This is a genomic window from Ruegeria sp. BF7 (genome assembly GCF_056538605.1).
Genome location: NZ_JBQFTM010000010.1, coordinates 78,627 through 91,649, shown reverse-complemented (window position 1 = coordinate 91,649; position 13,023 = coordinate 78,627). Strand labels below are relative to the sequence as shown.

Genomic DNA, 13,023 nt, shown 5'->3' with positions numbered 1-13,023 from the left:
GGTTGGTCGAGTTGGCCAATCTCTTGTTACTTCCTGCCACGGATATTGTGTCGGTTCTTACCGGTCCCAAGTGTGCTTCAAATTGATGAGGCCGCTCCATGATTGATGACGAACCGAAGCCAGCACAATATTACGATGATCGCAGCATCTGGACCCTAGACCCAACATCCGCAGACAAAGAAGTCTACGATGTCTTCGCGACCAACGTGGTCCAACTGGTACAGCTTCTCGACGAAAAGGAACCTCTTATGTCGAGGGACGTTTACGCAAGGCTTTTTGCGTCCTTGCTGGATTTGTCCAGAGTTTTGGGAGAGTACGAAGACAGTTGGAGCCGGAGCTACGAAACGCGGTAAACCGGTACCTGCCGAAAAAGTGAACCCGAAGGACACCGGCAAAAAAGCCGGTGTCATCAAGCGGTCCTTACGTTTTCCAGGCGCTTTCTTATGCCGCCGCCTTCATCAGCCCTTGGGCGATGATCTCGGCCTGAGCCTCGTCCAGCGACTTGCGGATACGCACGAACATCTCGTCGATATCCGCATGCGTCAGAACCAGCGGCGGTGAGATGATCATCCGGTCGCCCACATGGCGCATGATCAGGTTGTTGGCAAAGCAACGGTCGCGGCAGATATAGCCGATGGTGCCGGGCTCGGACGCGAACTTGGCACGGCTGACCTTGTCCGGCGTCAGTGCGATCGAGGCCATCATGCCGACAATCTTGGCCTCACCCACCAGCGGGTGATCGACCAGCGCCTCCCACTTCTCTTTCAGATAGGGCGCGGCCACGTCGCGGACGTGATCGACGATTTTTTCTTCTTCGAGGATACGCAGGTTTTCCAGCGCCACGGCGGCGGCGACGGGGTGGCCGGAATAGGTGTAGCCGTGGTTGAACTCGGTGCCGCCGATAACTTCGGCAATCTCGTCGTTGACGATGGACCCACCGATGGGCGCATAGCCCGAGCTGAGCCCTTTGGCGATGGTCATGATATGCGGTTTGATGCCAACGGTTTGCGAACCGAACCAGTTGCCGGTGCGGCCAAAGCCGCAGATCACCTCATCGGCGATCAGCAGAATATCGTATTTGTCGCAGATGCGCTGAACCTCGGGCCAGTAGGTGTCGGGTGCCACGATCACACCGCCCGCGCCCTGAACGGGTTCGGCGATGAAGGCAGCGACGCGGTCCTCTCCCAGTTCCAGAATGGCCTCTTCCAGCTCACGCGCGCGGGCCAGACCGAAATCCTCGGGCGTCATGTCACCGCCTTCCGCCCACCAGTTCGGCTGGTTGATGTGATGGATGTTCGGGATCGGAATGCCGCCTTGCGCGTGCATCCCGGCCATACCGCCCAACGAGGCCGAGCCCACGGACGAGCCGTGATAGGCATTCTTGCGGCTGATGATGATGTTCTTGTTGGGTTGGCCTTTCTCGGCCCAATAGGTGCGCACCAAACGGATGTTGGTATCGTTGGCCTCTGATCCGCCCGCAGCAAAGAACACATGGTTCAAATCGCCCGGTGCCAGTTCGGCCAGTTTCCTGGCCAGCGCAATGGCTGGCACGTGGGTCGTTTTGAAGAAGGTGTTATAGTACGGCAGTTCACGCATTTGGCGGGCGGCGACCTCGGCCAGCTCATCCCGACCATAGCCGATATTGACGCACCAAAGGCCAGCCATGGCGTCCAGAATCTCTTCGCCCTCGCTGTCGGTCAGATAGACGCCATTGGCGCGGGTGATGACGCGCGCGCCTTCTCGGCCAAGCGACCCATTGGCCGAAAACGGGTGTATGTGGTGGGCGGCGTCCAGCGCCTGCAACTCAGCGGTGGGCATGTGATTGGTGATGGTGGACATCCGGAAATCTCCTGCAAAAGCGGTTGCCATTCACAATATGATCAAATTTTTTCCTGTCAATCGAATCGACTGTGTCTAGCCGTCGGTCAGGGAGTCCGCCATCAGCTCCATCCCCTGTTCGATGTCCTGAGCGGTGGCTTTTGCCGCCCCGTCGACATCTTTGGCGCGCAGGGCGGCGATGATGTCCTTATGCCGGTCCGGTAAGCTTTGAGTGCCAAACCGTCCGCAAACCACGCGCAGAGACGGCCCGAATCTGAGCCAGAGCCGTTCGGCCAAGTCACGTAGAATCGGAGCATCCGCAAAGGAATAAAGCGTCTCGTGGAAAGTGTGGTTCAGATGCAAATAGCCGCTGACATCTCCATCCGCGATCATGCGGTCCAGCCGCCGGTCGATATGCTCCAGATGGTCGATATCGGCGCTGCTCATATTCACGGTCGCGCGTTTGGAAAGCTCTGATTCTATTGACAGTCTAGCGAAAATCATCTGCTCGACATCACCCGCGGACAACAGCGGGACACTGACCCGTCGGTTGCCCTGAAACACCAGTGCACCGTCGGAAATCAGGCGGCGGATCGCCTCGCGAACGGGGGTCATGCCAACCTCCAGAGAATCAGTCAGCCCCTGAATCGTGACGGGCTGTCCGGGTACCAATTCACCGAACATGATCTGAGCCTTGAGGGTTTGATACACCTGCTCATGCGCGGGCCGTTTTTCGGCCTCTGTCTTGGAGCTCGACGCTTTATTTTTGATCAAATCCAATTAGTTTGCCCTGTTTCCAATGATGCTGACTTGCCAGATGCCTGACCTTTTGAAACCATACGCGGGATCGGGGGAAAACGCAAAACTTGATCAAATCCAAAAAAACGGGAAAATACCCGTACACTTTCAGGGAGAAAAAAATGTCAATCAAAACGCTGACGATGACTGCGGTCATCGCATTGGGGACTTCGGCGGCCTTTGCCGAAGAAGTGCGCGTTTACAACTGGTCCGATTATATCGACGAGGAACTGCTGTCCAAGTTCGAGGAAGAAACCGGGCTGACACTGATCTATGACGTGTTTGACAGTAACGAGGTTTTGGAGACCAAGATGCTGGCAGGCGGGTCAGGATACGACGTTGTGGTGCCGTCGGGCACCTTCCTTCAGCGTCAGATTCAGGCTGGCGCGTTCCAGGAGTTGGACTCGTCCAAACTGGCCAACACGGGCAACCTGTGGGACGTAATTCAAGAACGCACTGCGGGTTATGATCCCAACAATGCGTATTCGATAAACTACATGTGGGGCACCACTGGGATCGGCGTGAATGTCGACAAAGTCAAAGAAGCGCTGGGTGATGACGTTGCCCTCAATAGCATGGATCTGGTGCTGAAGCCTGAGAACATGGAAAAGCTGGCCTCATGTGGTGTGCACTTCCTGGACGCGCCGGCCGAGATGATACCAATGACTTTGCAGTACATAGGCGAAGATCCCGATAGCCACGATCCTGACGTCATCAAGAAAGTCGAAGAGGTTCTGACTAGCGTCCGCCCTCACATCCAAAAGTTCCACAGTTCGGAATACATCAACGCATTGGCCAATGGAGATATATGCGTAGCCGTTGGCTGGTCGGGCGACATTCTTCAGGCACGCGATCGCGCAGCAGAGGCGGACAACGGTGTTAACATTGAATACCACCCATTCGCCGAAGGCTCGCTGATGTGGTTCGACCAGATGGCAATTCCGGCGGATGCTCCGAACCCGGAAGGTGCACACAAGTTCCTGGATTTTATTCTGGATGCCAATAACATGGCCGCTGCATCGAACTACGTTTACTATGCCAACGGCAACAAGGCGTCTCAGGAGTTTCTTGCAGAAGACGTGATCGGTGATCCGGCGATCTATCCTGATGATGCTACCATGCAGAATCTCTACATCACGACGCCATACCCATCGAAAACACAACGGGTTGTGACCCGTCTGTGGACCAAGATCAAATCGGGCACCTAACCGGTTATCTGCGCAGGGCGGGCTGGTCCGCCCTGCGTCTTTTCCCAGATTGATGCACGGGGGCCGTTTTGAACTCTGACGTCTTTGAGCCGTGGAATGATCCACAGGCGAAACCTTTGATCCAGTTCCGGAATGTCACCAAACGGTTTGGAGACTTCACGGCCATCGACAACCTGTCTCTGGACATTTTCGAGCGCGAGTTCTTTGCGCTGCTGGGGCCTTCGGGCTGCGGCAAGACCACCATGATGCGGATGCTGGCCGGGTTCGAGAAACCCACCGAAGGGCATATCTTGCTGGGTGGTCAGGACATCGACCCGATCCCGCCGAATAAACGGGCGGTGAACATGATGTTCCAGTCTTATGCGTTGTTTCCGCATCTCAGCATTTGGGACAACATCGCTTTTGGCCTGCGCCGGGACAACATGCCCAAGCATGACCTTGAGGATCGAGTCGAAGAGATGCTGCGCCTGACCCGGTTGGAGCAATTCGCACGCCGCAAGCCGCACCAGATCTCGGGCGGGCAACGTCAGCGGGTGGCGCTGGCGCGGTCTCTGGCCAAGGCGCCCAAGCTGCTGCTGCTGGACGAACCGCTGGGCGCGCTGGACAAGAAATTGCGGCAGGACACTCAGTTCGAACTGATGGATATTCAGGAAAAGACCGGCACCACCTTTGTGATCGTGACCCACGATCAGGAAGAGGCGATGACGGTCGCCAGCCGCGTTGCGGTGATGGATCAGGGCAGGCTGATGCAGGTGGCAACGCCGGATCGCATCTATGAGAACCCGAACTCGGTCTATGTCGCGGATTTTATCGGCGATGTGAACATCATCGAAGGCCGGGCCTCGGCCAATGGCGAAGATACCTATCAGATCGACTGGGCCGAGGGGCAGTCGCCCTTGACGGCGACCTCGGCCAACGGGTTTTCGCAGGGACAGACCTGTCACCTTGCGATCCGGCCTGAAAAGGTGACGATCTCGGCAGACCGCCCGGCGGATGCGATCAATGCGGTGCAGGGCAAGGTGCACGACATCGCCTATCTGGGCAATCTCTCCACCTATCACGTTGAACTGCCGAACGGCACGATTATCAAGGCGCAGACGGCCAACACTCGCCGTATCTCGCGCCGGTCGTTTACATGGGAAGACCCGGTTTGGCTGTCCTGGACAGCAACCGCCGCGGTTTTGCTGGCAAGCTGATGCGCCGCGCGTTTCTGATTGCCGTTCCGTATGTCTGGCTGCTGGCGCTGTTTCTGGTGCCGTTTTTCATTGTCCTGAAAATCTCGCTGTCGGATACCGAACTGGCGATCCCGCCTTACACGCCGACGCTGGACCTGTCGCAGGGTTGGGCCGGGATCAAGGATTTCTTCAGCCAGTTGGACTTTGAGAATTTCGTCTGGCTGACCGAGGATGATCTGTACTGGAAAGCCTATCTCTCCAGCGTCAAGATCGCGGTAATCTCGACCTTTCTGACGTTGCTGGTAGGCTATCCCATCGCCTATGGCATGGCCCGCGCGCCCGCAGAATGGCGCCCTTCGCTGATGATGCTGGTAATCCTGCCTTTCTGGACCTCGTTCCTGATCCGGGTTTATGCGTGGATGGGTATCCTGTCGAACGAAGGCTACCTGAACCAGTTGCTGCTGTGGACGGGTATCATCTCAACTCCGCTGACCATTCTGAACACCAATACGGCTGTCTATATCGGCATCGTCTACACTTATCTGCCCTTTATGATCCTGCCGATCTATTCGTCTCTGGAACGGATGGATGAATCCCTGATCGAGGCCGCCGAGGATCTGGGTTGTTCCCGCCTGCAAGCCTTCTGGCTGGTGACCATCCCACTGTCGCGCCCCGGTATCATCGCCGGGTGTTTTCTGGTGATGATCCCGGTGATAGGCGAGTTCGTGATCCCGTCGCTGCTGGGCGGCTCGGGCACATTGATGATCGGTAAAGTGCTGTGGGAGGAATTCTTCTCGAATCGTGACTGGCCAGTCGCCAGCGCCGTGGCGGTGGTGTTGCTGCTGATCCTTGTGATCCCGATCGTGCTGTTTCAGCGCAACCAGCAGAAACAGGCGGAGGTAGACCGATGAACAGGATGAGTTGGTTCAACACGGTTTCGCTGACCCTGGGGTTTGCATTCCTTTATATCCCGATGATCATCCTGATCATCTTCAGCTTCAACGAAAGCAAACTGGTGACGGTCTGGGCTGGGTTTTCGACCAAATGGTATGCATCGGTCGTGCAGAACGAAGCGTTTCTGGACGCCGCTTGGGTAACCGTACGTGTTGCGGTGTTCTCATCGACGCTGGCCACCATTCTGGGTACCGCGGCGGCTTATGTGCTGGTGCGCGGCGGTCGGTTCTTTGGCCGCACGCTGTTTTCCGGCATGATCTACGCGCCGCTGGTGATGCCCGAGGTGATCACCGGCCTGTCGCTGCTGCTGCTGTTCATCGGCATCGGGTTGGACCGGGGCATCCTGACCATCGTTCTGGCGCATACGACCTTTTCGATGTGTTTCGTTTCCGTGGTCGTCTCCTCGCGTCTAGTGACATTCGATCAATCGCTGGAAGAGGCCGCGTTGGATCTGGGCTGCTCGCCTGCGCAGGCGTTCCGTCTGGTGACCTTGCCGATCATCGCCCCTGCGGTGATCTCGGGCTGGTTGCTGGCCTTTACCCTGTCGCTGGACGATCTGGTGATTGCCTCCTTCACATCGGGGCCGTCTGCGACGACCTTGCCGATCAAGATCTTCTCGGCCGTGCGTCTGGGCGTAAGCCCCGAGATCAATGCGCTGTCCACGATCATGATCGGGATTGTGACGGTGGGGGTCATCACCGCGTCGTTGATCACGAAACGGGCGATGGTGCGGCAAAAGCAGGATGAAATGGCCGCAGCGCGCACTGAATGAAACGGCTGTTTCCCGACTATACCTACGGTCCCGGCCCCCGGACCAACTGCTGGTGGGATGAAACGATTGCCCGCCCCGAATGGCCGGTCCTGCAGGGCGACCTGAATGCGGATGTTGCTATTGTCGGCGGCGGCTTCACTGGCCTCTCGGCGGCGCTGCATCTGGCCGAGGCCGGAGTGTCGGTTGCCGTACTTGAGGCCAAAACACCGGGCTGGGGCGCATCCGGGCGCAATGGTGGGTTCTGTTGTCTGGGCGGATCAAAGCTGAGCCATCACGCGATGATCCGCCAGTTTGGAGAGACTGCCACAAGCAACTATGCCCAGGCCGAAGCAGACGCTGTTCACCTGGTCACCGACCTGCTTGGGACGCATTGCATCGACGCCGATGTGCATTCACGGGGTGAGACCCAACTGGCCCATACCCCACGCGCGATGGACAAGCTGCGACGGCAGGCTGAGGCGTCCGGCACGCTACATGAACCGGGTGATCTGCCGGGGCTTGGCTTTGGCGGCAAGTTCCACGGCGGCTACACCAACCGTGTCGGATTTGCGCTGAACCCCAGAAAGTACCTCTTCGGATTGGCGCAGGCGGCACGATTGCGCGGCGCTGATCTGTTCCAACAAAGCGCCGCGCAAACCGTCCGTAAAACGAAATCCGGCTTCGAGGTTCAGACCGATTCAGGCCGGATCAGGGCACGGAACGTGCTGATCTGCACCAACGGTTACTCCAGCGAGGACATCCCATCTTGGATGGCAGGCCGGTACATGCCCGCGCAGTCCACTGTACTGGTGACCCGTCCCTTGTCCGAGGCCGAATTGCAGGCGCAGGGCTGGACATCGGACCAGATGGCCTATGACACACGCCAACTGCTGCACTATTTCCGCCTGATGCCCGACCGAAGGTTTCTGTTCGGAATGCGCGGAGGATTGCTGTCATCACCGCGGGCAGAAGCTGCCATCAGGCGCAAGGTCATAAGGAATTTCAGGAAGATGTTTCCGGGTTGGTCGGGTGTTGACGTAACCCATATGTGGTCAGGCATGGTCTGCCTCTCGCGGGGTCTAACGCCTTATGTCGGGCCTGTGGACGGCCAGCCGGGGCTGTTCGCCGGGTTTGCCTATCATGGAAACGGGGTGGCGATGGGCACCTATTGCGGGCGTGCGCTGGCCCAGATGGTATTGGAGCAGGGTGCCGAACTCCCGGAGCCTATTGCACGTGCGCCGCAACGGTTTCCGCTGGGGCGCTGGCGTCGTGCGTTGCTGCCACCAGCCTATGCGGTGATGGCGCTTGCAGATTGGTGACGGTTAGAGCGTTGCCAGCTCCAGCTCTAACCCTTTCTCGTAATCGCCCGCACCGTTTTCGATGCGCCACAGGCAATAGGCGGCCATGCGCCACGCGAACCAGCGGCGAAGCCGTTGATACCGATCCACTGTATCCGTATGGCCATAGGCAGACAGGAACCGACGCTCTTCCGCCTGAGTCAGAGCCGCGCCCCGGTACAGATACTGCATCGCCGGGGACAAGAACAAAGCCAGGTCCTCACACGGGTCACCCTGCGCTGGGCATTGCCAGTCGATAAGTGTCAGACCGGAAGGTGCGGTTAGAATATTCCCGGCCACGGGGTCACCGTGAATCAGGCACGTGCGTGCGGTAGGCGGTACCTGCTCCTTGGGCTTTAACTCTTCCAAAAGAACCCGCGTCTTCGAAATGCACCCACCAAGAATTCTCTGCCCGTGCCGCGCCAAATCCGCGCTGCCATTACAGCCTTTCGGCGCCTGAACGTGCAGGTCGAGCGTATGGAGCTTGCGCAACAACTCCCCTACCTCAGCCGACCCCTCGCGCCAGGGTGAGCCCGGCGCGTGATCGTAGAACACCCATCGGCCATGATTATGTTGACCGGCCGAGCGCAGGCGCGGAACAAAACCGGTGGGCTCCAAGGCGGTCAAGCACAGCGCCTCCAGCTCGGCATCGTTGCGGAACAGCGGGTTGCGCGGCCCGGCGCGATACAGTTTCAGCACCTTACCGCCGTTTTCTTCCAGCACCTTCCAGACCTGGTTGGTGCGCCCGCCATACAATGTCTGAAACTGCGCATCCGCTGCAACCAGGCCCTGAACGCGCAGGTCATCAACAAGATCCAACGGAGGGGTAATTGGGTCAGACAGAGGGGTCACCGGTACAAAAGCGAGTCGTAGTTGCACAGGTGTGGCCTGTCGCGCCCTGCAGATCAAGTTCCGGTTCGGACTGCTGTCACCATTCCCACCGGTACCACCTGACCGCTTTCCAGCGTCAGCAAGACAGTATCGTCCCCGACCTGTGCCTCAACCACCTGATTGTAGGCTGCGATGGGTTGGGTCGACAGCAATTCATCCCCGTCATAGCTTTCCAGTGTTGCCGTATAGCTGCCCGCCGGCAAGGGGTTGCCGTCACTCTTTGTGCCAGCCCAGGTATAGTCGGTTTGTGTTACTGGTACGGAAATCCGCTCAATCTCGGTGCCGTTGCTGTCACGGATGACCATGACCGCGCCATCAGCCGCCTCTGCAGATTGCGCGGACAGGGCCACAGGTTCACCGTCGAAGTGAAACGCCGCAGTGGTCCGGACATTCATACCGACCCAATTGGCCAACTCCTCCAGCTTGATGCCGCCTAGCGACAGCACCAACTCTGAGAGCGCCTCGTTGGTTTGCACCTGCTGCTCGACCATCGAAAACTGTGCAAGCTGCGACGCATATTCGCTGGAATCCATCGGCTCCAGCGGGTCCTGATTCTGCGCCTGGGTGGTCATCAGCAACAGGAACGTATCAAAGTCGGATGCCACGGATGCAGCTTGTGAATTGGATGCCGTCTGCGCGGGCGTTTTGGTCTGTGTCGTCGATTGCGTTGGGGTGATCATGGTTAAAGCCTCATATCGATCCGCCCGTCGGGGGCGATGTGTGGGCGTGCCGGGCCGACTTCGGCGACGTGCTCAGGTTGAGGGGCCGAGAGCTCGGTGCCCGCACCACCGTCAGAATCATCGTGCTGCGCATCGGCAGATGTACCCAGATCAAAGGACAGGTTGCCCATACCGAAATTCCGGAATTCGCCCTCAAGAACCGAGAGGTGGCGCCGCATCATGTCCAGCGTCTCGGGGCGTTCCGCAGTGATCGTCAGGTGCAGGCCTTCGTCGCGGCCATTCAAAACGATCGAAACGCGCCCCAGTTCCTCGGGGTTCAGCGCAACCTCGATTGCGCCGGAATGCGGCCTTACGTTGATGGCGGTTGCCATCTGAGATGCGATGGCGCGCGCTGTTTCCGCGCGGGCGGTGGCTGTCATCGCCTGAACCGCTGGCCCCGAATCGCGTGTGACTGATAAAGTCGGGGCCTCTCTGGCGGCCTGTATGTCCTCGATCTCGGGAACCGGCTGCGTTGTGGCCTGAATGCTGGCTGTGTCGGATGCCAGAAGCTGCGTTTGCACTAAAGACCGCGCGCGATCGGGTGTATTTGGATGTTTCGGCATCGGTCCGGGAGTGAGCGGCGCCTGCAGTATGTTCCGAACCGGGTCTGCAATTGCCGACGGAAACGGCGTCTCTCTTGAGTGAGAGTCCGCAATGATCGGACCCGTCGGCAGGCTCTGCGGTTTAAGGACGTTTTCATGTGGCCGCCTCGGTTGGTCGGCTCCTGAGACCAAAGCCTGAAAGGCCGACGGTGCCGAACGCTGCACTGGGTTTTCGGATGTTCGCAGGGTTTCTACCCCCGGGAAACCCGGTTGCTTGTCCCCGGTCGATTCAGCATCAGCCGTGGCGACCGGAGGTGTGAAAGTGGGCTCTTTTGGAGGCGATTCCAAAACCGGAATTGGAACGACCTCCGTTGCGACAGGTTGTGTTTCGACAGGGGGCTGGTCATCCGCACCAACAACAATGCCTGTGGCCTGATTCTCTTCCGAGACGATCTCCAGCTCTGCCGCCGCATCCGGATCCTGAACCAGAATGTCAGCCGATTCAGCGTCACCGGACTGCGGGCCGATGTCCTGATCCATCACCGTTTGAAAGGACATGCCGCCTTTGGATTCGCGTGCCTCATGCGGGGTGGCATCTGGTTTCGTGGCGGCGGTTGGTGAGGACATCGCCGCTGAAAGAGGGTTGGGCATTTTGCTCCGGCTCCTTTTGTGTAACCGAAAATCTGCCCGCAGGAAGTTACGTTTATTTTAACCGCTTTCGCCTTTGATCGAGAAAGTTCGATGCAAATTTCGGAGAAAGCAATGAAGGTTTCTGCGACCCCACCCGCCCCGCAACCGCCGACAACATCCCAGAAAGTTCAGGCCGCCGCCGTCGAGTTGGAGGCGGCGTTTCTCGCAGAAATGCTCAAGGCGACCGGAATGGGCAAAGCGCGCCAATCCTTCGGCGGTGGCGCAGGGGAAGACCAGTTTTCCTCTTTCCTTGTGCAGCATCAGGCGCGCGCCCTGGCCGAATCCGGTGGCGTCGGCCTGTCCGAAATACTGATCCAGTCAATGATGGAGAAAACCAATGCCGACCAAAGCTGACGCCGATCTGATCAAGTCCTTGGAAGAAGTACTAGACCTTGAGCGTACTGCGCTTGTGGATGGTGATCTGGACTGGCTGAGTCACATGGCGCCGGAAAAGGAAAAGCTTATCGGGGCGATCAATGAGCTTCGGGTTTTTGACAGTGCCGAGTTGATTCGCCTGCAAGGAAAAGTGGAACGCAATCAGGCTCTGCTGAACAGCGCGGCAGAGGGGATTCGCGCCGTCGCCAGCCGCATGGCTGAATTGCGTCGCGTGCGGCAGGAGTTCAGCACCTATGGCGCTGACGGCCAGCGCAACGGATACACCGTGCGTCACCATGCGAAGCTGGAAAAACGGGCATAGCGACGGGTTTGATTCAAATCCGAATTTTCTGGCTTGGGCGCTTTAGCACTCCGTTAGGGGATCAGGGGCAAAGGTGGTCGGGCACCTGAAATCAGCAGGTGGCGCGAACAGCCCGGCGGCGGATCGCACTGATCAGAAAGACGTCAAAGCCCGCGGATGATGCGGGGTAAGCATGGGCGTAAAAGGCCCGAACGGAAAAGGAAGAAAGCTATGTCCAGCATTCTGACCAACAATGGCGCAATGGTTGCGCTGCAAACTCTGAAATCGGTCAACAAGAACCTGGCACAAACCCAGAACGCGATCTCGACCGGCAAGGACGTTGCAACTGCCAAAGACAACTCAGCCGTCTGGGCGATCTCCAAGGTCATGGAATCCGACGTCAATGGATTCAATGCGATCAAGGACAGCCTGGCGCTGGGTGAATCGACCGTTGCAGTGGCCCGGAATGCCGCTGAAACAGTGACCGATCTGCTGACCCAGATGAAAGGTAAGATCGTCGCGGCACAGGAAGACAACGTGGATCGTGGCAAGATCAATGACGACGTGACCGCTCTGAAAGATCAGATCAACTCGGTTGTTAGTGCGGCTCAGTTCAACGGCCTGAATCTGGTGGACGGGTCTTCAAGTTCCGCTTCGATTCTGGCCTCGCTCGATCGTGACAACACAGGCGCGGTGACCGCTTCGTCGATCTCTGTGGCTGGTCAGAACCTGTCGACTGGCGGTTATACGGCGGCTCAGGTGTTTGACGGTTCGACAGGCGCCTCGACAGGCAACGACCGAGTGGGCGCGACCATCGACAACGGGGCAACCTCGGCAACTGCGCTGGTGACAGATGAATCCAGCGGCGCTTTTGCTGCGGGTGACAAGGTTGTTGTCGCAATTAACGATCAGGTCGTTTCATATACCGTCTCGGCTGCGGACGCTGCTGCGACAACCACAGGTGACCTTGTCGCTGTGGGCCTGAAGGCAAAGATCGACGAACTGGGCATCACCGGTTTGACCGTTGATTACGACTCGGGCACTCCAGGCACGCTGTCGGTCGCCAACGCAACTGGCAATGACGTCTCATTCTCGGCTCAGTATGTGAACGCAGGCTCGGGCGGTCTGGGCGCGTTGACCGGCATTGACGTTTCGACCGGCGCTGGCGCAACCGCGGCTATGGCAACGATTGAAACCCTGATTGACACCTCGATTGACGCTTCGGCTGCATTCGGTTCGTCGCAGGGCCGGATCGAGACCCAGAAAGAGTTCATCTCAAACCTGGCTGACTCGTTCAAATCCGGTATCGGTTCGCTTGTTGATGCCGACATGGAAGAGACCTCGGCCCGTCTGCAGGCCCTGCAGGTTCAGCAGCAGTTGGCCACCCAGTCGCTGTCGATCGCCAACCAGGCGCCGCAGTCCATCCTGTCTCTGTTCCGTTAACCTTCGGAACCCGGCTGGGGC

At 58.3% G+C, this 13,023-nt stretch carries 13 protein-coding genes; 8 read left to right on the top strand and 5 right to left on the bottom strand.

Features of this window, described 5'->3' with window-relative positions; all coding sequences use genetic code 11:
• Positions 1–441: 441 nt before the first annotated feature.
• Positions 442–1,839: an aspartate aminotransferase family protein gene (locus ACR0IK_RS17760; RefSeq protein WP_480642531.1), complete on the bottom strand. Its 1,398-nt coding sequence runs from the start codon at positions 1,837–1,839 to the stop codon at positions 442–444.
• A 75-nt stretch (positions 1,840–1,914) separates the two neighbouring features.
• Entirely contained in the window at positions 1,915–2,598 is a 684-nt protein-coding gene (locus ACR0IK_RS17755) for a GntR family transcriptional regulator (RefSeq protein ID WP_480642530.1), read from the bottom strand.
• Positions 2,599–2,738: 140 nt separating this feature from the next.
• On the opposite strand from ACR0IK_RS17755, the gene ACR0IK_RS17750 reads away from it, so the two are divergent.
• The 5 genes from ACR0IK_RS17750 to ACR0IK_RS17730 all read left to right on the top strand — a co-directional run bounded on the left by ACR0IK_RS17750 (position 2,739) and on the right by ACR0IK_RS17730 (position 8,023).
• Positions 2,739–3,824 (top strand): polyamine ABC transporter substrate-binding protein, encoded by a 1,086-nt coding sequence (locus tag ACR0IK_RS17750; RefSeq protein WP_480642528.1) that lies wholly within the window; start codon positions 2,739–2,741, stop codon positions 3,822–3,824.
• Between the two features lie 68 nt (positions 3,825–3,892).
• Positions 3,893–5,020 carry an ABC transporter ATP-binding protein gene (locus tag ACR0IK_RS17745; RefSeq protein ID WP_480642527.1) on the top strand — a complete coding sequence of 376 codons (1,128 nt, stop codon included), beginning with the start codon at positions 3,893–3,895 and terminating at the stop codon, positions 5,018–5,020.
• Positions 5,020–5,910 carry an ABC transporter permease subunit gene (locus tag ACR0IK_RS17740; protein ID WP_480594262.1) on the top strand — a complete coding sequence of 297 codons (891 nt, stop codon included), beginning with the start codon at positions 5,020–5,022 and terminating at the stop codon, positions 5,908–5,910. Before ACR0IK_RS17745 ends, ACR0IK_RS17740 begins: the two co-directional genes overlap by 1 nt.
• Positions 5,907–6,725: an ABC transporter permease gene (locus tag ACR0IK_RS17735; RefSeq protein ID WP_480594111.1), complete on the top strand. Its 819-nt coding sequence runs from the start codon at positions 5,907–5,909 to the stop codon at positions 6,723–6,725. Before ACR0IK_RS17740 ends, ACR0IK_RS17735 begins: the two co-directional genes overlap by 4 nt.
• On the top strand, positions 6,722–8,023 hold the full coding sequence (locus ACR0IK_RS17730) for an NAD(P)/FAD-dependent oxidoreductase (protein WP_480642526.1): 1,302 nt from the start codon (positions 6,722–6,724) through the stop codon (positions 8,021–8,023). Before ACR0IK_RS17735 ends, ACR0IK_RS17730 begins: the two co-directional genes overlap by 4 nt.
• Positions 8,024–8,026: 3 nt before the next feature.
• Here ACR0IK_RS17730 and ACR0IK_RS17725 read toward each other — a convergent pair whose 3' ends face one another.
• From ACR0IK_RS17725 to fliK, 3 genes are read right to left on the bottom strand one after another with little or no spacing between them, the layout of a single operon-like run.
• Entirely contained in the window at positions 8,027–8,920 is an 894-nt protein-coding gene (locus ACR0IK_RS17725; RefSeq protein ID WP_480642525.1) for a phosphotransferase family protein, read from the bottom strand.
• A gap of 26 nt (positions 8,921–8,946) precedes the next feature.
• Positions 8,947–9,612 (bottom strand): flagellar hook capping FlgD N-terminal domain-containing protein, encoded by a 666-nt coding sequence (locus tag ACR0IK_RS17720; protein ID WP_480642524.1) that lies wholly within the window; start codon positions 9,610–9,612, stop codon positions 8,947–8,949.
• 2 nt (positions 9,613–9,614) lie between these two features.
• A complete protein-coding gene (gene fliK / locus ACR0IK_RS17715) occupies positions 9,615–10,844 on the bottom strand; it encodes a flagellar hook-length control protein FliK (RefSeq protein WP_480642522.1) in 1,230 nt (409 codons plus the stop codon).
• 111 nt (positions 10,845–10,955) lie between these two features.
• On the opposite strand from fliK, the gene ACR0IK_RS17710 reads away from it, so the two are divergent.
• The 3 genes from ACR0IK_RS17710 (at position 10,956) to ACR0IK_RS17700 (ending at position 13,002) form a co-directional block, all read left to right on the top strand.
• Positions 10,956–11,237 (top strand): rod-binding protein, encoded by a 282-nt coding sequence (locus ACR0IK_RS17710; RefSeq protein WP_480642521.1) that lies wholly within the window; start codon positions 10,956–10,958, stop codon positions 11,235–11,237.
• A complete protein-coding gene (locus ACR0IK_RS17705) occupies positions 11,221–11,580 on the top strand; it encodes a flagellar biosynthesis protein FlgN (RefSeq protein WP_480642520.1) in 360 nt (119 codons plus the stop codon). Before ACR0IK_RS17710 ends, ACR0IK_RS17705 begins: the two co-directional genes overlap by 17 nt.
• A gap of 210 nt (positions 11,581–11,790) precedes the next feature.
• Complete coding sequence (locus tag ACR0IK_RS17700) at positions 11,791–13,002, top strand: flagellin N-terminal helical domain-containing protein (RefSeq protein ID WP_480642518.1); 1,212 nt, start codon at positions 11,791–11,793, stop codon at positions 13,000–13,002.
• The last annotated feature ends 21 nt before the right edge of the window (positions 13,003–13,023 follow it).